We start from the raw sequence: 24,910 nt of genomic DNA, 5'->3' as shown, positions 1-24,910 counted from the left end.
AGCCCTGGAGCACGCATGTCCTCTTCCAAGACCAGCCGCAAGACCAAGACCTCCAAGAAGCCCCTGTACATCGCCGCCGGGGTCGCCATCGCCGCGATCACCCTCGGCCTCGTCTCCTGGCAGGCCTCCACCGCCCCCGCCGAGAAGCCCTCCGGCGGTTCCGGCGCCTCCGCCGCGCCCCGTACCGACCCCGTCGCCGAACTGAAGGCGCTGGCCCGCCGCGAGTCCGGCGACAAGCTCGCCGTCGGCCGGGCCGACGCGCCCGTCGTGCTGATCGAGTACTCCGACTTCAAGTGCGGCTACTGCGGCAAGTTCGCCCGGGACACCGAGCCCGAGCTGGTCAGGAAGTACGTGGAGGACGGCACCCTGCGCATCGAGTGGCGCAACTTCCCGATCTTCGGCGCCGACTCCGAGGCCGCCGCCAAGGCCGCCTGGGCCGCCGGGCAACAGGACCGTTTCGCCGCCTTCCACGCGGCCGCGTACGCCGACGGGTCCAAGGAGAAGGGCTTCGGCGAGGCCCGCCTCGTGGAGCTGGCCGGGCAGGCGGGCGTCCAAGACCTGGAGCGCTTCAAGAAGGACATGGCCGGGGAGCAGGCCGCGGAGGCTCTGAAGAAGGACCAGGACGAGGGCTACCGCATCGGCGTGACCTCCACCCCGTCGTTCCTGGTCAACGGGCAGCCCATCGCGGGCGCCCAGCCCCTCGACGCCTTCACCACGGCCATCGCCCGAGCCAAGGCGGCGGCCCGCCCGTGACCCACATCGGATACCTGGCCGCCCTGCTGGGCGGCCTCCTCGCGCTGCTCAGCCCGTGCAGCGCCCTGCTGCTGCCCGCCTTCTTCGCGTACTCGATCGACTCCACGTCCCGGCTGCTGGCGCGGACCGGGATCTTCTACGCGGGCCTCGCGAGCACCCTCGTACCGCTGGGGGCGGCCGGCTCGTACGCCGGGCGGTTCTTCCACGGCAACCGCGACGCGCTGGTCCTCGTCGGCGGCTGGCTGATCATCGCGCTCGGGCTCGCCCAGATCCTCGGACTCGGGTTCGCCTCCCGGCGCGTCTCCGAGCTGTCGGGGCGGATCCGGCCGACGACCGCCCTGTCGGTGTACGCCCTCGGCGCGGTCTACGGTCTGGCCGGCTTCTGCGCGGGCCCGATCCTGGGCAGCGTGCTGACCGTGGCGGCGGTCAGCGGCAGCCCGGTCTACGGCGGCCTGCTGCTGGCGGTGTACGCGCTGGGGATGGCCGTGCCGCTGTTCGTGCTGGCCCTGCTCTGGGAGCGGTTCGAGCTGGGCCGGCGGCGCTGGCTGCGCGGGCGGGCCCTGCGCGTGGGCCGCTTCCAGCTGCACACCACCTCGCTGCTGTCCGGGCTGTTCTTCGTCGCCCTGGGCGCGATGTTCCTGGTCTTCGACGGGGCGAGCGCCCTGCCGGGGCTGCTGGACGTGGACGACTCGTTCGCGGTGGAGCAGTGGGTCCGGTCGGTGGCGGACGGGGTCCCGGACTGGGCGCTGCTCGGCCTGGTCGCGGCGGGGGCGGCGGCCGTCGGGCTGGCGCAGTGGCGTCGCAGGGCCCGTACGGCGGAGACGGCGGAGATGGAGTAACCGCGGTAGGAAACAGGAACGCCCCGTCCGATGGACGGGGCGTTCCTGTTCTTGATGGTGGCTGGGGCCGGGGTCGAACCGGCGACCTATCGCTTTTCAGGCGATCGCTCGTACCAACTGAGCTACCCAGCCACGAAACCGTTTCCGGCTTCAGCGATCCTGACGGGACTTGAACCCGCGACCTCCACCTTGACAGGGTGGCGAGCTAACCAACTGCTCCACAGGACCTTGCAGTGTGCGAGACCAAGTCTTGCACACGGTAATGCGTACCCCCAACGGGATTCGAACCCGTGCTACCGCCTTGAAAGGGCGGCGTCCTGGGCCACTAGACGATGAGGGCTAAAGGCCCGCCGGGCACTTTCCAGCGCGTCGGGGACGTGAGAAGCATATGGGATCCGGGGAGCGATCGCCAAAACGGTTTCTCCCCGGCAAGCGGGAGGCGGCCCCACCGGGGGGACAATGGCCCGGTGCTGGAGATGACGCGCGAGGAGTTCGAAGAGCTCGTCGCAGAGGCCCTGGACCGGATCCCGCCGGAGCTGACGCGGTTGATGGACAACGTGGCGGTGTTCGTCGAGGACGAACCGCCCGCCGACGACCCCGAGCTGCTCGGTCTGTACGAGGGGACCCCGCTGACGGACCGCGGCGAGTGGTACGCCGGGGTGCTGCCGGACCGGATCACGATCTACCGGAACCCCACGTTGCGGATGTGCGAGGACCGGGAGAGCGTGGTCGCCGAGACGGAGGTCACCGTGGTGCACGAGATCGCCCACCACTTCGGGATCGACGACGAACGGCTGCACGCGCTGGGCTACGGATGACCCGGCCGGTCCCCGGCGACGAGGCCATCGACCCGGACGTCGACCTGCACGTGCCGGCGCAGGCCGCCGAGCCGCAGGGCCGGGTGCTCGCGGCGGTGGCGGCGGGCGGGGCGGTCGGGGCCTCGGCGCGGTACGGGATCTCCCTGCTGTGGTCGGCCGGGCCCGGGGCCTTCCCGTGGGCGACCCTCGTGATCAACGCGGCCGGCTGTGCGCTGGTCGGCGTACTGATGGTGCTGATCAGCGAGGGCGGCAGGACGGCGCCGCATCCGCTGGTCCGGCCCTTCGCGGGGGTCGGGATCCTCGGCGGCTTCACCACCTTCTCGACGTACGCGGTCGACTTCTCGCGCCTGCTGGACGAGGGGGAGGCGGGCACCGCGCTGGCGTACGCCGGGCTCACGGTGGTGGCGGCGCTCGGTGCGGTGTGGGCGGCGGCCTCGGTGACGCGCCTCGCGGTCCGGGGCCGGGTGGCCTCCCGGTGAACTGGCTGCTCGTGGTGGCGGGCGCGGCCGTCGGGGCTCCGCTGCGGTACCTGACGGACCGTGCGGTGCAGGCGCGGCACGACTCGTTCTTCCCCTGGGGCACCTTCGTGGTCAACGCGGTCGCCTGCCTGGTGATGGGGGTGCTGACCGGCGCGCTGCTGGCCGGGGGCTCCTCCGGGCGGCTGCAACTGCTGCTGGGGACCGGTCTGTGCGGGGCGCTGAGCACCTACTCGACGTTCTCCTACGAGACGTTGCGGCTGGCCGAGCGCGGCTGGAAGTTCCTCGCGGCGGCGAACGTGGCGGCATCGGTGCTGGTCGGGCTGGGCGCCGTACACCTCGGGTCGCAGGTGGCGCACCAGCTGTTCGGCTGAGGGCGTGTCTCTTACGGGTCAAAGGGAGTTGGGCACATTGACCCGGTCATGCGGACCGCTCACCCCTCAGGCTCGGAGGTGCCCTCGTGCGCCAGTTGTCCGCTTCCCTCCGACTGGCCGTCACCGCGCTCGCGGTCGCGGCGACGGCGGGCTGCATGAGTGTCGGCGAGGACTCGGCGAAGCCCGGGCCCTCCTCCACGGCCGACGGTCGCGGCGGCGCCGCGGCGGGCGGGGGGTCCACGGCCGGACGGGGTTCCGGGGTGCACGGCAACGGGCACGGCGCGAAGGACGGTACGGGGAACCAGGACGGCACGCCCAAGGAGGACGGCAAGGCGTCCGGCGCGACCGGGGGCTCACCGAGCCCGGGGGCGCCGAGCGGCAAGCCGGGAGTGCCCTCGCCGTCGGCGGGACCGGGCGGCGGGGCGGGCGGCCAGGGGCCGCAGGAGCCCTCCGGGGGCGGTTCGGGCGGATCCGGGGGTTCCGGTGGCTCGGGCGGATCGGGTGGCTCGGGCGGTTCCGGCTCCGGCGGCTCGGGCGGCGGGCAGCAGTCGCACAGCCCGACCCCGGAACCGCCGGCCACGACTCCTCCTGTGACGGAACCCACGCCGCCGCCGCCGAGCCCGCAGCCGGAGCCGAGCACCCCAGCCGGGTCGTGATCGCGGGGCCGTTCCGGCGTCGGCCGCGCTCCGCCCGCCCCCCGGGCTCAAGGCATCTCCGCAGGTCAGGGTCGTTTCTGCGGGGGTGACTTGCCAGACCCGGGGGAGGGTGCGTATGGTTATAGATCGTTTGATCCCATTGCCCGGCGCCGAATCCGAAGAGCGCCGTGTGGCGCGTACTCTCCCTAGCCGTGGCTGACCGCATTGAGGCGGTCGATTTGCGATTCACGGAGTTTGGGCGCGTGCCGAGACTCCGGAAGGTTTCGCATTTCGCATGTCCATTTCCAGTTCTGACCGTGCCGTCATGCCCGAGAACGACTCGAACGAGATCGTCGACGCAGTAGAGACCCTTGTGGTCGACGAGACCATTGAGGCTCTTGAGGCCGACGTGACGACCGACCAGTCCATCGACTCCTTCGACGCCGACGGCGACGACGAGTCCGACGCCGACGCCGAGCCCACGATCACCTTCGGCGACCTCGGTCTGCCCGAGGGCATCGTGCGCAAGCTCGCGCAGAACGGCGTCACCGCCCCCTTCCCGATCCAGGCCGCGACCATCCCGGACGCCCTGGCCGGCAAGGACATCCTCGGCCGCGGCCGCACCGGCTCCGGCAAGACCCTCTCCTTCGGTCTGCCCACCCTGGCCTCGCTGGCCGGCGGTCACACCGAGAAGAAGAAGCCCCGCGCCATCATCCTCACGCCGACGCGTGAGCTCGCGATGCAGGTCGCGGACGCCCTCCAGCCCTACGGCGACGTGCTCGGCCTGAAGATGAAGGTCGTCTGCGGCGGTACCTCGATGAGCAACCAGATCTACGCCCTCGAGCGTGGCGTCGACGTCCTCGTCGCCACCCCGGGCCGTCTGCGCGACATCATCAACCGTGGCGCCTGCTCCCTCGAGAACGTCAAGATCGCCGTCCTCGACGAGGCCGACCAGATGGCCGACCTGGGCTTCCTGCCCGAGGTCACCGAGCTGCTCGACCAGATCCCCGGCGGCGGCCAGCGCATGCTCTTCTCCGCCACCATGGAGAACGAGATCGGCACCCTGGTCAAGCGCTACCTGTCCAACCCCGTCACGCACGAGGTCGACAGCGCGCAGGGCAACGTCACGACCATGACGCACCACGTCCTCGTCGTGAAGCCGAAGGACAAGGCGCCGGTCACGGCCGCCATCGCCGCCCGCAAGGGCCGCACCATCATCTTCGTCCGCACCCAGCTGGGCGCCGACCGCATCGCCGAGCAGCTCGTCGAGGCCGGCGTGAAGGCCGACGCGCTGCACGGCGGCATGACGCAGGGCGCCCGTACCCGCGTCCTCGCCGACTTCAAGGACGGCTACGTCAACGCGCTCGTCGCCACCGACGTCGCCGCCCGCGGCATCCACGTCGACGGCATCGACCTGGTCCTGAACGTGGACCCGGCCGGCGACCACAAGGACTACCTGCACCGCTCGGGCCGTACCGCCCGCGCCGGCAAGTCCGGTGTCGTGGTCTCCCTGGCCCTGCCGCACCAGCGCCGCCAGATCTTCCGCCTGATGGAGGACGCGGGCGTCGACGCCTCGCGCCACATCGTCCAGGGCGCCGGCGCCTTCGAGCCCGAGGTCGCCGAGATCACCGGTGCCCGTTCGCTGACCGAGGTCCAGGCCGACTCCGCGAACAACGCCGCGAAGCAGGCCGAGCGCGAGGTCGCCGAGCTGACCAAGCAGCTGGAGCGCCTGTCGCGCCGTGCCGTGGAACTGCGCGAGGAGGCCGACCGCCTGGTCGCCCGCTCCGCGCGTGAGCGTGGCGAGGACCCGGAGGCCGCTGTCGCCGAGGTGGCCGAGGCCGCCGAGGCCGAGGTCGCGGCTGCCGCCGCAGCCGCTGCCGCCGAGCTGGCCGCGCAGGAGCGCCGCGAGGAGCAGCGCGCCCAGCGCGACGACCGCGGCAACTTCGAGCGCCGCGACAACCGCGGTGGTGACCGCGACAACCGTGGTGGCGACCGTGGCGGCTTCCGCCGCGACGACCGCGGTGACCGTGGTGACCGCGGTGGCCGCCCGTCGGGTGGCTTCAACCGTGACGACCGCGGTGGCGACCGTGGCGGCTTCCGCCGCGACGACCGTCCGTCCGGTGGCTTCCGCTCCGGTGGCGACCGTCCGACCGGCGGTGGCTTCCGTCGCGACGACCGTCCCTCGGGTGGCTTCAACCGCGATGACCGCGGTGGCGACCGTGGCGGCTTCCGCTCCGGTGGCGACCGTCCGACCGGCGGTGGCTTCCGTCGCGACGACCGTCCCTCGGGTGGCTTCAACCGCGATGACCGCGGTGGCGACCGTGGCGGCTTCCGCCGCGACGACCGTCCGTCGGGCGGCTTCCGCTCCGGTGGCGACCGTCCGTCCACGGGCAACGGCACGTACAACCGTGACGACCGCACCTCCGGCAGCGGCTTCCGCTCCGGTGGCGGCGACCGTCCGTTCAACCGCGACCGTCGTGACGACCGTCCGTCCGGTGGCTTCCGCTCCGGCGGCGCCGGCGACCGCCCGTACGGCCGCCGCGACGACCACCGTCCGTCCGGCTCCGGCTCGACCGGCTCCTTCGGCGGCCGCCGCGACGACAAGCCGCGCTGGAAGCGCAACGGCTGATCGCAGCTGAGCTGAACCCCTGACAGGGCCCCCACGACCGCTTGAACTCAAGCTGGTGGTGGGGGCCTTGTCGCGTGTTGCTACGATCCACTGACTTTGCGGTGGGGGGCACGGCAACGCGGATCGCGACCACCCCCTGCGCACTTCCTGGGGGTGGGACTTCAATGAGACGCTCACGTGTGCTGGGCGCCCTCGCGCTCGCACTGGCCATGGGGGTCGGCGGCCTGACGGCCGTATCGGCCACGGCCGGACCGACGGCCGCCGACGACCTGACGATCGCGCCGCCGCCGCACAAGGACCCGGCGCGCCAGGCAGTCTCCGGGGCCGGCACGGGCCTGGTGATGTACCGGGACGGAAGCTGGTTCTGGCGGAGCCTGAAGGACGGCCGGGAAGCATCCGGCGCGGGCTGCAGCGTGTCCGGCTCGGACCTCTGGTGGGCGGCCTCCGGCGACTCCGTCGTATGCGAGAAGTCCAGTGGCGGATCGACACCGGGTCCGATGCACCTGCACGACTTCGCCTCGGGCAAGAGCGAAACGCTGACTCCCCCTGCGGGCCGAGCCTGGGCCAAGGCCTTCTCACCGACCCAGGTGCTCGCCACGGAGGTGGACCAGGCGGGCTGGCTCACCCTGCATCTCATCGGCCGGGAGAACGAGCCGCGCAAGGACGTGGTCGTCACTTCACCCGACAGGTTCGGGACCTCCCGTTTCCGCGTGCAGGCCTTCGACGCGAAGGGCGCGCTGGTCTCGTACCTGAACGGCAAGGGCGGCGAAACCGTGGCCCTCCTCGACTTCGCCACGGCGACCCTGCGCCCGGTGCCGATGCCGGACGGTGTCACGGACACGGCCCTCGTCACGTTCGGGCTCGGCTCGCAGTGGATCGCGATGGAGAACTCGGGCAAGGCGACGCTGCGTTCGCGCGCCGACGGCAAGGTGAGCCACACGGTCGACCTCGCCACGTCGTGGGCGGAGTCCGTCCAGCCCGTGGGCGACTGGCTGCTCGCCCAGGTCCCGCAGGGACTGACCGCGGTACCCGTCGCGGGCGGAGCGACGCGCACCCTGCTGCCGCGGACCGGGAGCGACCCGATCCTGCCCGGAACCGACGGCGCCGCCTACCTGGCCGGCGGTACCGACTCCAGTCACTGGGGCATCCAGCGCATCGAGCCCGGAACCGACGGCGCTCCCGTGATCAAGGAGGCCCTGCGCGTTCCGCCGAACCCCGCGGACCGCGTGGGCCTCGCCTTCGCCCAGGGGCAGCTGGCCGTGGGCCAGACCGACCCCGCCCGGAGCGTCCAGGGATACACGGCCTCGGTGTCCGGCCCCGCGACGGTGTCCCAGACACCCTCGTGGAAGTGCGACGTCATGGTGAACGAGGAGGTCTGCGGCGTCCAGGACGCCGTCGGCACCCGGAGCGTCGCGACGGGCGACGGCCGGTTCCTCTCGCTGTCGTCCGTTGACGCGGGGAACTGCTCGTCGTGCGCAATCGCCGTGAACGTGATGGACGCCGGAGCGGGCGGCGCGGTGCGCCGGGTGAGCCTGGCGAGCAAGACGCAGTTGCAGCCGAGCCACATCGAGAGCGTCTCGGGCCGCTACGTGCTCATCGTCGCGACCGAGAACTCCGCCTCCCGCCTCCTCGTGGCGGACATCGACGCCGGGAAGATCCTGGACGTCAACGCCTCCTCGCCCGCCGTCCTGTGGGGGTCCGTGCTCTGGCAGCCCGAGGGTGACAAGGGCGTGGTGGCCGGGACGGACCTGCGGACCGGGCAGATCACGCAGCGGGTGGACCTCGGTTCGGGCTGCCGCCCGTACGAGCTCGCGGTCAACGGTGGCTGGTTCTACTCCACCTGTTCCTTCTACGGGGACGGCGCCGCCGCCTTCCACCTGCCGTCCGCGAAGCGGATCCCGCTGCCCTTCACGCCCGAGCGCCACCGCGTGCGGCTCGGCGACGGCTACGTCGTGCACCAGGGGGGCGTCGGCCTGGAGGTCTACAACCTGCGCTCCGGCGCGCCGGTGCGCGAACGCGAGATCGCCCAGTACGTCAACAGCTACGGCAACGACTGGACCATCGACCGGTTCGGCGGCCGGCTGGCGTACACGGACGCGAGCGAGACGGTCCACCTGGCCGGAGTCACCGGCTCGGCTTCCCCGCTCGCGGCGATCGACCAGGACGTTCCCGCGACGGTGGACTTCAAGACCGCGAAGAGCTGGCCGTCGCGCTGGTGGCTGTCCAAGCCCGTCGCCTCGTGGAAGCTGACGGTGCGCAACAAGACCTCGGGCATCTCGACGGTCGTGCGCAGCGGCGGTGAGGCGCGCGGTGTGATCGCCCCCGCGTGGGACGGCAAGAACCAGTGGGGGACCTACCTCTACGCCGGCGACTACGAGTGGACGCTCACCGCCAGGCCCGCCGACGGCCAGGGCGCCGAGCTCCGGACCACCGGCTCGGTCAAGGTCACCGCGGTCCCGTTCCGCGCGGTGCTCCCCGCGGTCCGCTGACCCCGACAGGCCGGTCAGCCGATACCCGATCGGCTGACCGGCGCTGTCCGGCTATGCTCTGGGGTGAGCACGCCGAGGGCCATTAGCTCAATTGGCAGAGCAGCGGACTTTTAATCCGTTGGTTGTCGGTTCGAGTCCGACATGGCCTACTGCTCAGGGCCCGCGGGGGACAACCTCCGTGGCCCGTACGACGAAGCGCCCCACCCGAAGTGATCGGGTGGGGCGCTTCGTCGTACGGGCGCCGGTCAGGCGGAGATGCCCCGGCGGCGGCGGGCGCCGAGCCAGGCCGCGGCCGCGCCGAGGGCGACCAGGGCCGCGGCGAGGCCGGCGTACAGGCCCGTGCCCGACTGGGCGCCGGTGGCGGCCAGCGAGCCCGAACCGGTGGTGGCCACGTGGGTGTTGCCCGCGGCGGCGGCCGAGGAGGAGGTGGCCGCGGCCGGCTGCGCCACCGTGGAGCTGCCCGGGGTCTTGGTGGGCGTGGCCGACGGCGTGGTGGTCGGGGTCGAGGAGGGCGCCGGCTCCGCGAACGGGACGAGCGGGAACTGCACCTCGACGGACTTGAGCGGGTACGTGTTGCCCTTGGCCGGCGCGACCTCGACCGACATCGTGATGGTGGTCTTCTTCTTGATCTTGGTGTCCTTGCCCAGGCTGACCCGCAGCGGCAGGGTGCGGGCGCCGGAGGCCGCGCCGAAGCCCTTGGGGATCTCGGGCAGCGCGTAGCGGCTGTCCTCGGCCTTCAGGTCCTGCCAGCGGCCGTCGATCAGGGCCTGGAGGCGGAAGTCGGCCGCCTCGTCGCCCGGGTGCGTCAGGCTCAGGCTGCTCGCGAGGCCGGTGGCGAACTCGCCGTCGCCGGTGGCCTGGTAGTTCAGGTCCCAGTACGCACGGTGCTCCTGGCCGCCCGTGTCGGAGCTGCCCTGCTTGAACCAGGTCTTCAGCTCGCCCGTCTTGATCTGCGGGCCGACCTTGAAGAGGTGGGAGCCCATGCCGTCGGCGGCCACCGAGTTGTTGTAGCTGGCGGCGCGGAGGTTGAAGTCCCCGTTGTTGGTCGGGTAGTTCACGCCGAGGCCGAGGGTGACCTTCCAGGTCATCTTGCCGTTCGCGGGGATGTCGAAGCCCTTGTCCGACTCGCCCGGGGTGGCGGCCGCCGGGAAGAACATGCCCTGCCACTCGCCGTCCTGCTGGCCGATCGAGGACTTGGTCGCGGGGGCGTCCACCGCGTCGACCTTGAAGACCACGTCGTCGTGCTGGAGCCGGCTCGGACCGGTCGGGTCCAGGAGCATCCACGGCTTGTACGTGACGGGCTTGCCGGTCGGGTTCTTCACCGTGAGGTCGAAGGTCTCGGTGACCCCGCCGCGGGTCAGCGGACCGTTGGGGACGGGAGTACCCATCTCCGTACGCAGCACGGCGTGGTCGTCGGCGGTGGGTGCGGCCGACGCGGCGGTGGCCGAGAGCGGCAGCAGAGTGGTGACAACGCCGGCGACGACTGCGATGGCGGCTGCGGTGCGAACGGACATGGTGGACTCCCCCCAGGAATCACATGGGCACGGCAGAGCGCCGGGCCGGTTGGTGTGGTCGGTGTCGCCTCGCCGGTTCGTGTTCCCCTCGGCCTTGGCGACAGGTGAATCTTCGCCCGCGGCCGATCCCGGAACCATCCCCGCAGTGTCACCAGCGTGCAACAGAGATGATCTTCGCTCCGGCATGCCGGTTTGGGGTCGGTTGAACCCTCCTGACCTGGGGCTATGGGGGGCGTGGGGGTGGGTGAGCGGTTAATTGGCGGAGGCCTCCCCCCGGATGGGCTAGAGTTGGGTTTACCGACGCGGGGTGGAGCAGCTCGGTAGCTCGCTGGGCTCATAACCCAGAGGTCGTAGGTTCAAATCCTGCCCCCGCTACTCAGTACGAAGGCCCGGTTCCCCTTGGGGAACCGGGCCTTCGTCGTGTTCCGGTCCGTCAGCTCACGCTTCGTCACCCGATCGGCCACCGCCGGGTCGCCGCACGGGCACGCGTGCCGCCAGCCTTGAGGGGCGAGGCGGTGGCCGGCCCGCACCCGTGCGAGCGACCGGGCGGCAGGAGAGCAGCGTGGTGGGGCTGGGCCGGCAGGACCACGGCGAGCGCGAGCGCCCGGAGGGCGAGGGCGCGGACGGTGCCGCCAACGGTGTGGCCCGGCAGGTGGTCCGGGTGCTGCCGGCCGTGCTGATCACCCTCGGGCTGGTCTTCGATCTGCTGACCCCGCCCAGCTTCACCGGATCCCCCTTCTTCTCGGCGGCCCCGCTGATCGCCGCCCCGCTGTTCAGCCTCCGGGCCACGGCCGCGACCGGCGCGCTGGCCTCGCTCGCGGTGATCCTGCTGCACCTCTACCACGGCACCACCTGGAAGGTTGAGGCGCTGACCGAGCTGGTGACCGTCCTGACCGTCTCCGGGCTGGCGCTCCTGATCAACCGGGTGGTGCGGCGCAGCGGCGAGCGGCTCGCCTCCGCGCGCGGCATCGCCGAGGCCGCGCAGCGGGCCGTACTGCCCACGCCCGCCGAGCGGATCGGGGGCCTGCACGTCTCCGCCCGGTACGAGGCCGCGCAGGCCGATGCCTTCATCGGCGGGGACCTGTACGCCGTCCAGGAGACCCCGTACGGAGTGCGGCTGGCGGTGGGCGACGTACGGGGCAAGGGGCTGGGCGCGGTGGAAGCCGTGGCGGTGGTCCTGGGGGCCTTCCGGGAGGCGGCGGAGACGGAGCCGACGCTGGAGGACCTGGCGCGGCGGCTGGAGCGGGCCCTGGCCAGGGAGGGCACCCGCCGCGACAGCCTGGACGCGGTCGAGGGGTTCACGACGTGCGTGCTCGGGGAGATCCCGCCGGAGACGCAGGTGTTGCGGCTGCTGAACCGGGGCCACCCCGAGCCGTTGCTGCTGCAGGCGGACGGGGAGCTGGCGGTCCTCGCCCCGGCCGAGCCGGCCCTGCCGCTCGGCATGGCGGAGCTGGGCGGCTGGCCGGACCGGGCGGAGGAGTGGGCCTTCCCGGCGGGGACCACCCTGCTGCTCTACACGGACGGGCTGACCGAGGCCCGGGACCGGGCGGGGGCCTTCTACGATCCGGCGGACCGGCTGCGCGGGCGGGTCTTCCCCGGGCCGGAGGCGCTGCTCGGCGCGCTCAGCAGCGACGTGCGCCGGCATACCGGGGGTGGGGCGACGGACGACATGGCGCTGCTCGCGGTGGGCCGGCCGGGCGAGGGGCAGCCGGAGCGGCGGCGGACCGTACCGGTGGTGCGGCGCGACGGCAGGCTGTAACGGTCAGTGAGGGAAGCAACGCTCTCTGCAAGATGGCTGACGGAACGTCATGATCCGGATGTGGCTGGAGTGATATCGGAGTCGCCAGAATTTTGCCTGAGTTGATCCGGTTCCATGGCGAAAAGTCCTGGCCAGAGCCCGTCGGGGAGTGGCTGATTGATGTGAACGATCAATCGCAACAGCTTGGAATCACTCCCCTCCGTCTATTACCTTTCGATAACGCAGCGCGGTCGTCCCGGCCGTCGCAAGAGACGGCGCCGCGCCGTGCGCGATCGCGTCAATGAGGAGTGTGCCCCGGTGGCCTCCAACTTGCCTGCCCCTGAAGGCATCGAGAACCAGGAGCCGCCGAGCGCGGGTGCCTGGGGCGAGTGGAATCCCACCGAGGATTCGGTCCGTTCGGTCCGCGGCAAGCACCGCGTGGCCAAGCAGCGCGGCGGACTCGCCCGCAGCTCCACAGTCCTCGGCGTCGGCGTCATCGCGGCGGTCGGCGCGAGCGGCATCGCCACCGCCCAGGACCGGCCCCAGGTCGCGATATCCATGCCGTCGCTGCCCGACCTGCCCGACCTGATGCCCGGCGGCTCCGGCGCCGAGATCACCGGGTTCACCGGGGACGACGTCCGGCACGCGGAGGCCGGCTCCGGGCAGGCGGCCGGGACGGCCGCGAAGACCGGGATCATCCCGCAGCAGGCGGACCGGCGCGCCGACGCCGGCGAGGTGCTGCGCAACCGCATCCTCCAGCAGGCCGACTCCCAGCAGGCCGCGGCCGCGGCGCAGGCCCAGGCGGAAGCCGAGCGCGTCGCCCGGGAGACCGCCGCCCAGGAGGCCAAGGACAAGCTGGAGGCCGCGCACAAGGCGGCCGAGGAAGCGAAGGTCGCGGCCGAGGCGAAGGCAGCGGAAGAAGCCAAGGCGGCCGAGGAGGCCGCCGCGGCCAAGGCCGAGCAGGAGCGCCTCGCGAAACTGGCCGGGAGCTACTCCCTGCCCACCTCCGCCTACACCCTCACCTCGCACTACGGCGTCGCCGGCTCCATGTGGTCCTCCGGCTACCACACCGGCCTCGACTTCGCCGCCCCCACCGGCACCCCGGCCAAGGCCGTGGCCACGGGGAAGATCACCTCGGCCGGCTGGTCCGGTGCGTACGGCTACCGCATCGTGCTGGAGCTCGAGGACGGGACGGAGATCTGGTACTGCCACCTCTCGTCGATGTCGGTGACCTCCGGCACGGTCTCCCCGGGCGAGACCATCGGCCGCGTCGGAGCCACCGGCAACGTCACAGGACCCCATCTCCACCTGGAAGTACGCAAGGGCGGCTCGACGATGGACCCGCTGGCGTGGCTGACCTCCAAGGGCCTGAACGTCTGAATCCCGCCCAGGCGGAGCCCGTCCTGGCGGAGCCCGCCCAGGCAGAGCCTGCCCAGGGGCCGGCCGTTCTGGCGTTGCCCGCCCGCCGCGGAGCCGGTACGCCGGTCCGCACGGCCCCGGGCGCCGTATCGGGCCGGGGCAGGGGGTCGAACCACGGCGGAAGCAGCTCCTCCATGACCGCCGCCCGGGCCAGCGCGGGACCCGCCGTCGCCCGGCGCAGCCAGAGCCGGTCCAGCAACTCCCGCTCCCGTCCGGCGAAATCGGGCTCGCGCCCCGGGCCACCGCGGCGCGCCCGGTTCCGCAGCAGCGCCAGGGCTGCCGCGTCGGCCTCGTACAGGGCGACCGCCCGCGCGGCGGCCCGGCCCCCGCTGCGCCGGGCCAGGGTGCGGGCCAGCGACCGGGCCGGCATCGAAGCCAGGGCGGGGACCTCGGCCGGACCGAGCCAGCCCGCGGCCGCGTACACCGCGAGCTCCCCTGCGACGGCCCGCAGACGCCGGCGCCTTATCCGCACGGCCAGCCACAGCAGCAGCCCGAACACCGGGACCATCACGCAGCCGTAGACCATGTAGAAGCCGTACTCCCCCAGCCGCGAGGAGCTGTTCCACAGCGCGTGCAGGCTCATGGCGAGCGCCAGGCCGAGCAGGGGCAGGACGATCCTGCGCCCCCGGCGGGCGCTGAGCGCGGCCGCGCCGAAACCGAGCCCGGTGAGCACCGTGAACAGCGGGTGGGCGAACGGCGACAGCACTATGCGGACGAAGAAGGTCGCGGCCGTGATCGAGTTGAGCATGCCGGTGCCTTTGGACAGGTCCTCGTCGAAGGCGTTGCCGAGGTAGAGGATGTTCTCGGTGAAGGCGAAGCCGGTGGCGGTGAAGCCGGCCACCACGAAACCGTCGGCGGGGCCGGTGAAATGCCGTCTCCGGAAGAGGAAGACGAGGAGCAGGGCCGCCGCTTTGGCGGTCTCCTCCACCACCGGCGCGATCGCCACCGAGCCGAGCTGATCGGCATCGGAGGGGTCCGCGGTGGCCGCGGCTATCCACTCGGTCGCGAAGCTGTTGGCCAGTATCGCGATCAGCGCCGCGGTGCAGGCACCCCAGCCGAAGCAGAACAGCAGCTGCCGCCAGGGCGCGGGCGCGGCCCGGCCCAGCCACCGGAAGGCCGCCATGAGCGGCGCAACCGGTACCAGGGCCAGACCGAGACCTACGAAGAAGCCCGGGGTGCCGGTCTGTTCCCGCACGAGCTCGAGGATCGTGATCCCAGTGGCGGCGAGCAGGACGAGGAGCACGCACGTGCGGACCCTGCCCGACGGGCGTGCGAGCACAGGGGGGAGCGCTCGGAACACATCATGACCCTACAGAGCCGGTCTGACACGTGCAGTGACGTTGTCAGTTCTCCGTGCGACGGAAGAGCAAGTCGTGTACGAGGTGCCCCTTGTCGAGGCCCTGGCCCTCGAAGCGGGTGAGCGGCCGGAAGCCGGGGCGCGGTGAGTAGCCGCCGTGGTCTTGGGTGTTCTCGAAGTCCGGGTGCGCGGTGAGCACTTCGAGCATCTGCTCGGCGTACGGCTCCCAGTCGGTCGCGCAGTGCAGCACGCCCCCGGGGGCCAGGCGGGTCGCGGCCAGGGTCAGGAACTCGGGCTGGATCAGCCGGCGCTTGTGGTGGCGGGCCTTGGGCCAGGGGTCCGGGAAGTACACGCGGATCCCGGCCAGGGAGTCGGGCGGCAGCATCTCGCGGAGCAGGATGATGGCGTCGCCGTTGGCCACCCGGACGTTGGTGAGGCCGCCCCGCTCCGCGAGGGCGAGCAGGTTGCCCTGCCCGGGAGTGTGGACGTCGGCGGCGAGGATGCCGGTGCCGGGGTCGGCGGCGGCCATCTGCGCGGTGGCCTCGCCCATGCCGAAGCCGATCTCCAGGACGACGGGGAGGCCGTCGAAGAGGGTCTTCAGATCGATGACCTCGTGGCCGTCGATGTCCAGACCCCAGGTCCCCCACAGGCGCTTCAGGGCTTCGCCCTGTCCGGTGGTGACCCGGCTGCGGCGGGGCTGGAAGCTCCGGATGCGCCGCTCGTGGTGCGAGCCGGCCGGATCCGGGGAGGGCCCGTCGGGGAAGCGGGGCTCGGTGCGCCACTTGGGCGGCACGTACGCGTTCGCCTCCGGCGCGGCGTCCGGGAGGCTGGGCGGCTGGGGGTTCAAGGACTCAGACACAATGCGCTGATTCTACGACGGGGGCGGTGCCGCTGCCGGGCCCCGGCCGCCGCTGCGGGCCCCCGGGCCCCGGGCCCCCGTTCCCGGGACGCCTCAGGCCGAGGCGAGCGTGCGCAGCGCGCGGGTGGCGATCTCGCGGCCGATCGGGAGCGAGGCGGTGGCGGCGGGCGACGGGGCGTTCAGCACGTGGACCGTGCGCGGGGCGTCCCGGATCAGGAAGTCGTCCACCAGCGTGCCGTCCCGCAGGACGGCCTGTGCGCGGACCCCGGCCGGGGCGGGGCGGAGGTCCGCCGCGGTCACGGCGGGCAGGAGCCGGCGTACCGCCTGGGTGAAGGCCTGCTTCGACAGCGAGCGGTGGATCTCGCCCACCCCGTACCGCCAGTGCCGCGCGGCCATCCGCCAGGATCCCGGCCAGGCCAGCTCGGAGCCGATGTCGCGCGGGCGGATGGTGGACCAGGCGTATCCCTCGCGGGCCAGCGCGGGCACGGCGTTCGGGCCGACGTGGACGCCGCCCGCGATCCCCCGGGTCAGGTGGACCCCCAGGAAGGGGAAGGCGGGGTCGGGGACCGGGTAGACCAGCCCGCGGACCAGATCCGGTCGGGTCAGGTCGTAGTACTCGCCCCGGAAGGGGATGATCCGCATGCCCGGGTCGTCTCCGGCCAGGCGGGCGATCCGGTCGCACTGGAGGCCCGCGCAGTTCACCAGGACCCGGGCGCGGACCACCAGGCCCGAGGTGGTGCGGACCGCCACCGCCGATGCGCGGCGGGAGATCAGGTCCACCGCGCCGCCGTAGACGATCTCCGCGCCCGAGGACTCGGCCAGCTGCGCCGTCACCCGGCCGTAGTCCGCGATGCCGGTGCTGCCCACGTGGATCGCGGCCAGGCCCTGGACCTCCGGCTCGTACTCCGAGATCTGCGCCGGGCCGAGCTCGCGCACCGGAATGCCGTTCTCCCGGCCGCGCTGCACCAGCGCGTGCAGCCGCGGCAGCTCCTCGCGCTCCGTGGCGACGATCAGCTTGCCGGTCACCTCGTGCGCGATGCCGTGCTCCGCGCAGAACTTGACCATCTCGGCGGCGCCGCGCACCGCGAAGCGCGCCTTGAGCGAGCCGGGGCGGTAGTAGATCCCGCTGTGGATCACCCCGCTGTTGCGGCCCGTCTGGTGCCGGGCCGGGCCGGCCTCCTTCTCCAGGACGACCACTTTGGTCCCCGGAGCCAGACGTGACAGGGCATGCGCCGTCGACAGGCCGACGATCCCGCCACCGATCACCAGCACATCGCAGTCCACGCCGCCGCCCACGCTGACACCTCCCACCCCTGCATACTGCACCCCGCCACCGACAACGCGGCCACGCGGCCCCTACGCGGGCGCCACCAGCAGCGGCCGCGCCCGCTCGCGCAGCTCCGCCACGCGCGGTTCGTCCCCGTACGGTTCCAGGCGGTGCAGCAGGTCCCGTACGTATTCGGTCGTCCGCGCCGAGGAGATCCGGCCCGCCACCTCCACCGCCCGGGTGCCCGCCGCGCAGGCCGCGTCGAGATTGCCCGACTCGAGCTCGGCGACCGCGCTCACGACCAGGCGCAGCCCATGTGACCGTACATACTCCTCGGTGGGCCGGGACAGGGCCTGTTCGGTGAAACGCCTTACCTGCCGCGGGAGTTTGAGGTCCCGGTAGCACTCCGCCGCGTCCGCCGCGAAGCGGTCGTACGAGTAGAAGCCCAGCCAGGTCGGGTCCGGGTCGCCGGCCCGGGCGCGTTCGAGCCAGCCTTCGGCCGCCCGCAGCGCGGCACCCGCGGCCGTGGAATCGCCCGCCTTCGCGTGGGCCCGGGCCTCGACGAGGCGGAAGAAGCTCATGGTGCGGGCGGTGGCCAGACCGCGGTTGCGCTCGACGGCCGCCTGCGCGAGGTCCACGCCCTCGTCCGGGAAGTCCCGGTAGGTCGCCTGCAGGGACATCGAGGCCAGGACGTATCCGCCGAGCGGTACGTCCGCGGCCGCCCGGGCGAGGCGCAGCGCCTGGATGTAGTAGCGCTGGGCCGCCTCCTGCTGGCCGGTGTCGAAGGCCATCCACCCCGCGAGCCGGGTCAGCTCGGCGGTCGCGCCGAACAGGGCGCGGCCCACCTCGTCGGTGTAGGAGCCCAGCAGCAGGGGCGCCGCGTCCACCCGGAGGCACTCGGGCACCATCGACGAACGCCAGTCCCCGCCCCCGTACTTGGAGTCCCAGCGGCGGGCGTCCTCGGCGGCCTCGCGCAGCTTGGTCACATCGCTGTGGCCCACGCGCTGACCGTGGTCACGGGGCGTTTCGGGTCCGGGCTGGGCGGGCACAACGGTGGACGGCGGAGCCGGCAGGCTTCCCGCCGCACCCGTCACGGGCCCTGTCGTCGGACCGGTCGCCGGTCCAGCGGCTTGCCCCGTGGCCTGTCCCGAGACCTGTCCGACGACCTGTCCCACGGCCGGTGTCTTGCGTACCGGTGCGTCGCTCGCCGCTGCGTCGTGCACCGGCACGTCTTGAGCCGAGGAGGTCAGAACCGAGCCGCCCGCACCCGAGGGCTCGCGCGCCACCGAGCCGTCGGCAGGAGATATCAGCCAGCGCGAGGCGGGCGTCGCGTAGGCCGCCACCGAGAACGAACCCGCCAGCGACTGCCAGATCCCGCCACCGCCGCGCCGCCCGGCCAGGTCGAGCCGGTAGAGGTCGGTGGCCGACCGCACCGCCGCGCCCACATCGCGCGGGAAGGCCAGCCCGACCTCGGGCGCGGGATCCGCGTCCGCCAGCCCGATCTCGTGCAGCGGCACCGGCCGCCCCAGCTTCGCGCCGATGGCGGCGGCGATCAGATGAGGTGCGGCGCCCTGCGGCACCATCCCCTTCGACACCCACCGGGCCACCGACGTCTTGTCGTACCGAAGCGTCAGGCCGCGCTGTGCACCGAGGTCGTTGACCCGCCGGGCCAGCCCCGCGTTGCTGATGCCCGCGAGGGCGAGGACGGCGCCGAGCTTCTCATTGGGCTCGCGGAGCTCCCTGGACATGCGCCACCCCTCGTCACACGCGGAACGCAGACGCCGCCGGGGCATAGGCGCCCGGCATTTCGTAAACCCAGCGTAGTTCCCCGCCTCCCAAGCGTTAAGGCCCCGACTTCCGTATGGCGGGATTGTTGTCCGTTTGCACAGTCCGCCCCGGCCTGGTCTCCGGGGCGCACGTGTCATCGCGTGCTCCGTCCGTGTGGCCGTGCGCCCGCCCGTGCGCTCTGGTCCGTCCGGGGACCCGGCGATTCGATGTGCGGTGCGTGGGTCGGCCCGCTGCGCGGATCGGGCGGGCCGGGGGATGCCGCTACCTCAATCCCCGCGGGTGGCGGAACGGTCCGGGGGGCGGATTCCGCCTCCCGGACCGCGCCCGCGCACCCGGGGGCCGGCGGCCCCCGACGGCTCTCAGGACGGCCTAAGAATGGCCGAAAGCGACCTATGGGGCGGGGGGAACGGAACGCCAAATACCGCGTGGCGGGGGCGTGTTCGTTTGCATGTGCGCCCCCTTTAATCACTCTCGCACGCCTGTCCCGTGGCAGCATGGACCCGAGCCACCCGGGGTCCCGCCGACCGCGCCCTCAGCGCCGCCGTGCTGCCCGTGCCCCGGTCATGTGCCCACAGGCTGGGGAGGCGGCGGTGCGCTGGTTGGTGGGTTGGAGCAGTATCGCCGCGAGCTTCGGCACGGCCGGCCGCGTCTTCGGCCGCGACTCCGGCCGTGACTCCGGACATGGGCCCAAAGACGGCTCCGGCCAGGGCGGTTACCCCGACACCGGGTACCCGGGAGGCGGCGCCCCGCCGCACGGCGGCATCGCGGACGCCGCCCACGCCGACGACCCCGGCGCGGACGCCGAGCGCACCGTCCACCCCGTCGGAGCCCAGCTGCTGTGGGGAGACCCCGACCCGCTCTGGGCCGTCGGCGACTGGCGCCCCGACGAGATCCGCACCCTCACCGCCGACCCGGCCGACCCCTTCACCCGGCTCGCGGTCCTCGGCTGCTGCGGCGCCACCGACGCCGAGCTGAGAAGAGCCCTCTACGCCGCTCGCGGCGGAGCCCTGCGCCACCTCACCCAGTGGTCCGGCAGCTACACCGCCGTCGTCCAGGCCGGTCGCCGGATCACCGTCGTCGGCGACCTCGCGGGCGCGCGGCCCGTCTTCTACACCCCCTGGGCCAGCGGCACCGCGTACTCGACCGCCGCCCTCCCGCTCGCCGACCTCATCGAGGCGCAGCTCGACATCGGCCATCTCGCCGCCCTGCTGGCCTGCCCCGACAGTCCGGAGGCACTGGGCGACGGCACACCGTACGCCGGGGTCCGCCGCATCCCGCCCGGGCACGCGCTCATCCTGCGCGAGGGCTCCCGCGAGATCACCGGCTACGAGCCCGTCGCCTCGCTCGCCGTGGCCGGGCCCCAGGCCGATCCCGACCGCGCGGTGGAGGGCGTACGGGAAGCTTTGGTGGATGCCGTGCGCGCCCGGCTCACGGCCCCCCGCCATGCCCCCGACGCAGCTCCGCCGTACGATCCCGGCCCCGTACCCGGTATGGGCCCCGCCGACCGGCGTGCGGCCCGGGGCGCCCCGGCGCCGGGGGTCGGCGCCGACCTCTCAGGCGGCAGCGCCTCCGCGACCCTGGCCCTGCTGGCGGCCGGCCTGCCCGGCGCGCCCGGCACCCTCACCAGCCCCGCCGGGGCCCGGCTGCTGGCGGTCACCTTCAACGACCTGGCCACCCCGCAGGGCCGCGAGGACGAACTGGAGCGGGCCCGCGCCATCGCGGCCGACCCGCGCCTGCACCACGTCGTGGTGGCCGCCGCCGAGGAGGCCCTCCCGTACGCCGAACTCGACGGTCCGCTGACCGACGAACCCGGCCCCTCGCTGGTCTTCGCCGCCCGCGAGCGGCGCCGGCTGGCCGCCGGTTCCGCGGACCACTTCACCGGCCACGGCGCCCGCCAGGTCCTGGACGCGCACCCCGCCCGCCTGGCCGACCTCCTGATGGACCGCCGCCGGCGCCACCTGCTGCGCCCGGTGGCGGCACTGGCCCGCTCGGCATCCGCTTCCGGGGAGTCCCTGCTGGTGCCGCTGACCGTGTACTCCGCGGCCCGCAGACTTGCCCGTACGACGTACCGCGCGGGCATGGAAGCCGCCGCGGCCAGGCTCCGCGAAGGCGGGGTCACCCAGCGCGCTTCCGGTCCGGTGGACGCCTCCCTGGCCGCCCTGACCTGGTCCCGTCCGGGCCCGGCGGCGGGCTGGCTGACGGGCGAAGCCCTGGCGGAAGTATCGATCCGTCTCGCGGCCGCGGCCGGCCGCCCTCCCTTGTCGCTGCGGCCGGGAGAGGCCAGGGCCCGCGCGGTCCTCGCCCGGCACGCCGCGGACCACCGGGTCTTCGAACAGGCCGTGGAGGTCCGCAGCCAGCGGCTGCACGCCCCGTTCCTGGACAACCAGGTCGTACGGGCCGCCCGCGGCCTCCCCGAATCCCTGCGCGTCCAGCCCGGGGCCCGTGCCGCGATCCTGCGCACCGTCCTGTCCTCGGCCGGGGTGCGGGAACTCCCGCCCGGCTGGGGGGCCACCGCCCACACCCCGAACGAGACGGCGACCCGGCTGGGGCTGCGCGCCGCCCTGAGCGACCTGCTCGCCCTCTTCACCTCGCCGCTGCTCGCGGACGCCGGGCTGATCGACGCCCGGGTCGTCCAACAGGCCCTGCTCGACGCGGCGGACGGCCGCCCCGTCCCGCTCGACGGGCTGGCGGAACTCGTCTCGATGGAGCTGTGGCTGCACCGCCTCCTGGCCCGCCGCGGCACCTGCTGGACGGGCACGTCCGCGGCCCGCCGCCGCGCGGTGCCGGAGGGAGTCCCCGTGCACCGCCCGGCCCTGTCCTGACGCGAACGCGGGACGCCGAACCCCGAACCCCGAACCCCGGACGCCGGGCGCTCAGCGGCAGCTGATCACCGAGTCGGCCCAGCTCGCCAGCGCGGGCAGGTGGCCCGGGCCGGCCTTCTCCGCCACCAGGCGCAGCGTCTTGCGCCCGGCCAGTGAGACCTGCACGGCCGCCGGCGGATCCCCGTAACCGAGGGCCGCGGACTGCCACAGCCGTTGCCCGTCGGCGTACACGGAGAACCGCACCGAGCCTCCCCCGGACTCCGTCCGGGGGGACCCCCAGGTGACCATCGACAGGCCGTCCACCCCGGCGTGCGCCGAGAAGGCGGTGCACTGCCGGTTGAGGGTGATCTCCACGGAGGAACGGGAGTTCACGGTGATCCCCTGCCCGAACCGCCGGTCTCCCGCCTCCAGGCCCCAGCGCTGCCACACCCAGCTGCTGCGCCAGGTCTGGATCTCCGGGCCGTCGTGGTCCCCGTAGACCGACTGACCGAGCCGGGCCAGCTGGAACCCCTGGGCCGGCTTCGGCGCGGGCGGTGTGGGGGCGGGGCTGGGCTTCGCCGAGGTCCGGCTCGGAGACGGGGCGGGCGACGGCTTCTCCCGGCTCGGCGAGGAAGAAGGCGAGGGGCTCGGCGGGGCGGGAGCCGGCGCGGCCGACGCCGATGGCTTGGCCTCCGGCCGCGGCGGTACGGAGCCCCGCGCGGGCGGCGGCTCCTCCTCGGGCGGGCTCGGCGCGGGCGAGGCGGGGGCGTTCGGCACCGCCGGCGCCGCCACGCTGGGGGCGGGCTTCGCCTGGGCCTGAGGCTCGGTGTCGTCCCCGGCCAGCGCGAACACCACCCCGGCGGCGGCCGCGACCGCGATCCCGGCGGCGATGGCGGCCTTGGCCGGCATCCCCAGCCCCTCGGACACCACGGCGCCCCCGGCCCCGGCACCCGACCCGGCCCCACCGGCAGCCCCGCCGGCGGCACCTCCTGACCCACCCGCAGCACTCGCTCCACCGGCGGCACCCGCACCGGCCGCCCCACCGGCGGCTCCGGCCCCGGCCATCGACCCGGCCGTGGCAGCCGCAGCGGCCCCGGCTCCGCCCGCGGCGACGGCCCCACCGGCCACCACCCCGGCGGCCTTGGCCGCGTACCCGGCGGCGAACCATCCGATGACCGCGACCGGAAGCAGCGCGGGAATGCCCGCGTTGACGTCCCTGAGCTCCCCGGCGGCCAGCCGGCACTTCGCGCACTCCTCCAAGTGCTTGCGCAGCCCCCGCTCCGCCCGCATCCGCAGCCCGCCGCGCGCATACGCGCCCAGCCGGTCCGCGTACCGCGCGCAGTCGCCGCCCTCACTCAGCGCCGAACTCACATGCGCCTGCAGATACGCCTGCTTGAGCCCCTCGCGGGCGCGACTGGCCAGCACCGCCGTCGCGTTGGCGCTCAGCCCGAACAGCGGCGCGATCGCACTCGGCGAGGCCTCCTCGACGGTGGTGTGCCACAGCACGGCCTGCCACCGCTCCGGCAGGCTCCGGAAGGCCTGCATGGCCAGCGACTGCTCGGCCTCGTGCATCGCCCGGACGTCCGCGCCCAGTTCGAGGGTGTCGTCCCCGGACAGGCCGGACATCCCGGCCCCGCCCTCCGTACCCGTGGACGCCTGCTCCGCGAAGACGGCGAAGTCCTCGATGAGGTGCTCCCGCCTGGCGGTCTTCGTCCAGGCCGCGGCGACCCGGCGCACGGTGGTGAGCAGATAGGCCCGCACCGACTGGTCCGGCCCGGCCCCGCCCCGTACCGCCTGAAGGGTCCGCGCGAACACCTCGGCGGTCAGATCGTCGGCGGTGTGCCCGTCCCGGCAGCAGGTCCGCGCGTAGCGACGTACGGAATCGGCGTGCCGGCGGAACAGCTCCTCGTACGCGCCGTCGTCACCGCCCCGCATCCGGGCGATCAAGTCCCCGTCGGACGGTGGCAGCTCACCACCGATGCCCGCAGGGGCGGCGTGCCGACCTCCCGGATCGCGCTGCGCGGGTACCTGCCGAGCTGGCAGGCTGCCCGCCCCGACCTCGCCGCCGGCGCCACCGAGTGGCTCTTCACGCCCGTCAACGTTCATCGCGGAAGCCCCCGCACGACACACTCAACCGGTACACCGATCAAGCGTGTCACACGGCGGCCACGCGCCGAACCCTTCCGCAGGCCATCCACTCATCCGGGCACAATTCGACGAAACCCCGTACGGGCACGTGCATTGACGCACGGTCGTGCGAGCGGACACCGCCCCCGGCGGTGGTCACATCGTCCGGGACCGCAGCCCTTCGAGCAGGATGTCGAGCAGCCGTGTCGAAGCCGCCGCCTGGTGCGCCGGGTCGGGCAGCGCGGGCGCTGCCGTCGCTATCACCAGCAGCACATCGGCCACCGTGACGTCGGTGCGCAGCGCACCGGCCTCCCGGGCACGGTCGACCAGCCGGCCGACGACCTCGAGCAGCGCACCCGCGCCCGAGTCCTCCGAAGGCTCGTCCTCGCTCGCGGGCCGGGCGCCCACGACGCGCAGCTCGGGAGCCCCGCCGGACGTGACGGCCTGACGCTGGTGCGGAACCCGCGCCGCCTCGGTCTCCTCGGCGCCGTCCTCGCTCGCCGAGCCCACCCGGAGCACCTGCGGCGGCAGCAGCCGTCCCGCGCCCGAGGCCACGGAGGTGCGAAGGAAGCGCGACAGCGCCTGCCACGGCTCCTCCTCCTGGCCCAGCGCGGCCTTGGCCTGCTCGGTCAGCCGTGCGGTCTCTTCCTCGGCTATCCGCCGGACCAGCACGTCCTTGCTCGGGAACCGCCGGTACACCGTGCCTACGCCGACCCGCGCGCGCCGCGCCACGTCCTCCATCGGAGCCCCGTAGCCCAGCTCGCCGAAGACCTCGCGTGCCGCGCGCAGCACGTGCTCCAGATTGCGCTGGGCATCGACGCGCAGCGGCGTGGACCGGCCCACACCGTGCGTGGTGCTGCCGCCCGCGATACCGCGACCGTTGCTCTCGACCGAGAGCGCGGTCGCAGAGCCATGGAAATCGGAAATGTTCATATGTTTCCCCCGGTAATCATTTGTCTCCCCCCGGAGACACTCCCCGCCTTCACGCCGAGGGGGCCACGGTCAAGTGGGCCCGGTCCTACTCCTCGACGAGATACGAACATAGTTGAGCCAGAGTCAATTCAGAAGAGGCAGCCCCGGACGGAGC

18 protein-coding genes and 5 tRNA genes are annotated in these 24,910 nt (G+C 73.4%); 13 read left to right on the top strand and 10 right to left on the bottom strand.

Translation table 11 applies throughout. The features are described 5' to 3' along the window. Nucleotides 1-15 precede the first annotated feature (15 nt). Together OHA89_RS18145 and OHA89_RS18140 are read left to right on the top strand one after the other, a co-directional pair. Nucleotides 16-753 carry a thioredoxin domain-containing protein gene (locus tag OHA89_RS18145; protein WP_266608707.1) on the top strand — a complete coding sequence of 246 codons (738 nt, stop codon included), beginning with the start codon at nt 16-18 and terminating at the stop codon, nt 751-753. Next, complete coding sequence (locus tag OHA89_RS18140; RefSeq protein WP_406366634.1) at nt 750-1,592, top strand: cytochrome c biogenesis CcdA family protein; 843 nt, start codon at nt 750-752, stop codon at nt 1,590-1,592. Before OHA89_RS18145 ends, OHA89_RS18140 begins: the two co-directional genes overlap by 4 nt. 55 nt (nt 1,593-1,647) lie before the next feature. Here OHA89_RS18140 and OHA89_RS18135 read toward each other — a convergent pair. The 3 genes from OHA89_RS18135 to OHA89_RS18125 all read right to left on the bottom strand — a co-directional run bounded on the left by OHA89_RS18135 (nt 1,648) and on the right by OHA89_RS18125 (nt 1,932). Continuing rightward, nucleotides 1,648-1,724: transfer RNA gene (locus tag OHA89_RS18135), tRNA-Phe, on the bottom strand. Between the two features lie 22 nt (nt 1,725-1,746). After that, a tRNA-Asp gene (locus tag OHA89_RS18130) sits at nt 1,747-1,820 on the bottom strand. Between the two features lie 39 nt (nt 1,821-1,859). Next, nucleotides 1,860-1,932: transfer RNA gene (locus OHA89_RS18125), tRNA-Glu, on the bottom strand. Nucleotides 1,933-2,059: 127 nt separating this feature from the next. On the opposite strand from OHA89_RS18125, the gene OHA89_RS18120 reads away from it, so the two are divergent. The 7 genes from OHA89_RS18120 to OHA89_RS18090 all read left to right on the top strand — a co-directional run bounded on the left by OHA89_RS18120 (nt 2,060) and on the right by OHA89_RS18090 (nt 9,162). Next, nucleotides 2,060-2,410 carry a metallopeptidase family protein gene (locus OHA89_RS18120; protein WP_030012899.1) on the top strand — a complete coding sequence of 117 codons (351 nt, stop codon included), beginning with the start codon at nt 2,060-2,062 and terminating at the stop codon, nt 2,408-2,410. Beyond that, nucleotides 2,407-2,889, top strand: a complete 483-nt coding sequence (locus OHA89_RS18115; RefSeq protein WP_406366633.1) for a FluC/FEX family fluoride channel — start codon at nt 2,407-2,409, stop codon at nt 2,887-2,889. Before OHA89_RS18120 ends, OHA89_RS18115 begins: the two co-directional genes overlap by 4 nt. Next, a complete protein-coding gene (locus tag OHA89_RS18110; RefSeq protein ID WP_266608702.1) occupies nt 2,886-3,260 on the top strand; it encodes a CrcB family protein in 375 nt (124 codons plus the stop codon). Before OHA89_RS18115 ends, OHA89_RS18110 begins: the two co-directional genes overlap by 4 nt. Before the next feature lie 86 nt (nt 3,261-3,346). After that, nucleotides 3,347-3,916 (top strand): hypothetical protein, encoded by a 570-nt coding sequence (locus OHA89_RS18105; protein WP_257555217.1) that lies wholly within the window; start codon nt 3,347-3,349, stop codon nt 3,914-3,916. A 274-nt stretch (nt 3,917-4,190) separates the two neighbouring features. Then, nucleotides 4,191-6,524 carry a DEAD/DEAH box helicase gene (locus OHA89_RS18100; RefSeq protein ID WP_257555216.1) on the top strand — a complete coding sequence of 778 codons (2,334 nt, stop codon included), beginning with the start codon at nt 4,191-4,193 and terminating at the stop codon, nt 6,522-6,524. Between the two features lie 164 nt (nt 6,525-6,688). Next, on the top strand, nt 6,689-9,013 hold the full coding sequence (locus OHA89_RS18095) for a hypothetical protein (RefSeq protein ID WP_266608699.1): 2,325 nt from the start codon (nt 6,689-6,691) through the stop codon (nt 9,011-9,013). A 76-nt stretch (nt 9,014-9,089) separates the two neighbouring features. Then, nucleotides 9,090-9,162, top strand: a tRNA-Lys gene (locus OHA89_RS18090). Between the two features lie 96 nt (nt 9,163-9,258). Here the strand turns inward: OHA89_RS18090 and OHA89_RS18085 are convergent. Beyond that, nucleotides 9,259-10,527: a hypothetical protein gene (locus OHA89_RS18085; RefSeq protein WP_406366632.1), complete on the bottom strand. Its 1,269-nt coding sequence runs from the start codon at nt 10,525-10,527 to the stop codon at nt 9,259-9,261. A 301-nt stretch (nt 10,528-10,828) separates the two neighbouring features. On the opposite strand from OHA89_RS18085, the gene OHA89_RS18080 reads away from it, so the two are divergent. The 3 genes from OHA89_RS18080 to OHA89_RS18070 all read left to right on the top strand — a co-directional run bounded on the left by OHA89_RS18080 (nt 10,829) and on the right by OHA89_RS18070 (nt 13,645). Further along, nucleotides 10,829-10,902 (top strand) — tRNA-Met (locus tag OHA89_RS18080). Between the two features lie 187 nt (nt 10,903-11,089). Beyond that, entirely contained in the window at nt 11,090-12,286 is a 1,197-nt protein-coding gene (locus OHA89_RS18075) for a PP2C family protein-serine/threonine phosphatase (protein ID WP_406366631.1), read from the top strand. 297 nt (nt 12,287-12,583) lie between these two features. Next, nucleotides 12,584-13,645 carry a M23 family metallopeptidase gene (locus OHA89_RS18070; protein WP_406366630.1) on the top strand — a complete coding sequence of 354 codons (1,062 nt, stop codon included), beginning with the start codon at nt 12,584-12,586 and terminating at the stop codon, nt 13,643-13,645. Here the strand turns inward: OHA89_RS18070 and OHA89_RS18065 are convergent. The 4 genes from OHA89_RS18065 to OHA89_RS18050 all read right to left on the bottom strand — a co-directional run bounded on the left by OHA89_RS18065 (nt 13,554) and on the right by OHA89_RS18050 (nt 18,855). Continuing rightward, nucleotides 13,554-14,984 (bottom strand): PrsW family intramembrane metalloprotease, encoded by a 1,431-nt coding sequence (locus OHA89_RS18065; protein ID WP_266608681.1) that lies wholly within the window; start codon nt 14,982-14,984, stop codon nt 13,554-13,556. The genes OHA89_RS18070 and OHA89_RS18065 overlap by 92 nt on opposite strands. A 43-nt stretch (nt 14,985-15,027) precedes the next feature. Further along, nucleotides 15,028-15,840: a tRNA (guanosine(46)-N7)-methyltransferase TrmB gene (gene trmB / locus OHA89_RS18060; RefSeq protein ID WP_215146355.1), complete on the bottom strand. Its 813-nt coding sequence runs from the start codon at nt 15,838-15,840 to the stop codon at nt 15,028-15,030. A gap of 93 nt (nt 15,841-15,933) precedes the next feature. Further along, nucleotides 15,934-17,166 carry an L-2-hydroxyglutarate oxidase gene (lhgO, locus tag OHA89_RS18055; RefSeq protein WP_215146356.1) on the bottom strand — a complete coding sequence of 411 codons (1,233 nt, stop codon included), beginning with the start codon at nt 17,164-17,166 and terminating at the stop codon, nt 15,934-15,936. Between the two features lie 30 nt (nt 17,167-17,196). After that, nucleotides 17,197-18,855 (bottom strand): sporulation protein, encoded by a 1,659-nt coding sequence (locus tag OHA89_RS18050; RefSeq protein WP_406366629.1) that lies wholly within the window; start codon nt 18,853-18,855, stop codon nt 17,197-17,199. 630 nt (nt 18,856-19,485) lie between these two features. Here OHA89_RS18050 and OHA89_RS18045 point away from each other — a divergent pair. Further along, entirely contained in the window at nt 19,486-21,717 is a 2,232-nt protein-coding gene (locus OHA89_RS18045) for an asparagine synthase-related protein (RefSeq protein WP_406366628.1), read from the top strand. A gap of 51 nt (nt 21,718-21,768) precedes the next feature. Here the strand turns inward: OHA89_RS18045 and OHA89_RS18040 are convergent, their stop codons facing one another. After that, complete coding sequence (locus tag OHA89_RS18040) at nt 21,769-23,802, bottom strand: sigma-70 family RNA polymerase sigma factor (RefSeq protein ID WP_406366627.1); 2,034 nt, start codon at nt 23,800-23,802, stop codon at nt 21,769-21,771. 177 nt (nt 23,803-23,979) lie between these two features. Continuing rightward, a complete protein-coding gene (locus tag OHA89_RS18035) occupies nt 23,980-24,756 on the bottom strand; it encodes a TetR/AcrR family transcriptional regulator (RefSeq protein WP_266608674.1) in 777 nt (258 codons plus the stop codon). Nucleotides 24,757-24,910: the final 154 nt, after the last annotated feature.

It is taken from the genome of Streptomyces sp. NBC_01546, assembly GCF_045208355.1.
Classification (GTDB): Bacteria; Actinomycetota; Actinomycetes; order Streptomycetales; family Streptomycetaceae; genus Streptomyces.
This window is presented reverse-complemented; position numbering and strand designations above follow the sequence as displayed.

What these genes read in the sequence shown, in the direction of transcription:
- OHA89_RS18145 (WP_266608707.1), top strand. Translation starts at nt 16, where the DNA reads ATGTCCTCTTCCAAGACCAGCCGCAAGACCAAGACCTCCAAGAAGCCC.
- OHA89_RS18115 (WP_406366633.1), top strand. Translation starts at nt 2,407, where the DNA reads ATGACCCGGCCGGTCCCCGGCGACGAGGCCATCGACCCGGACGTCGAC.
- OHA89_RS18100 (WP_257555216.1), top strand. Translation starts at nt 4,191, where the DNA reads ATGTCCATTTCCAGTTCTGACCGTGCCGTCATGCCCGAGAACGACTCG.
- OHA89_RS18095 (WP_266608699.1), top strand. Translation starts at nt 6,689, where the DNA reads ATGAGACGCTCACGTGTGCTGGGCGCCCTCGCGCTCGCACTGGCCATG.
- OHA89_RS18085 (WP_406366632.1), bottom strand. Translation starts at nt 10,527, where the DNA reads ATGTCCGTTCGCACCGCAGCCGCCATCGCAGTCGTCGCCGGCGTTGTC.
- OHA89_RS18050 (WP_406366629.1), bottom strand. Translation starts at nt 18,855, where the DNA reads ATGTCCAGGGAGCTCCGCGAGCCCAATGAGAAGCTCGGCGCCGTCCTC.
- OHA89_RS18040 (WP_406366627.1), bottom strand. Translation starts at nt 23,802, where the DNA reads ATGAACGTTGACGGGCGTGAAGAGCCACTCGGTGGCGCCGGCGGCGAG.
- OHA89_RS18035 (WP_266608674.1), bottom strand. Translation starts at nt 24,756, where the DNA reads ATGAACATTTCCGATTTCCATGGCTCTGCGACCGCGCTCTCGGTCGAG.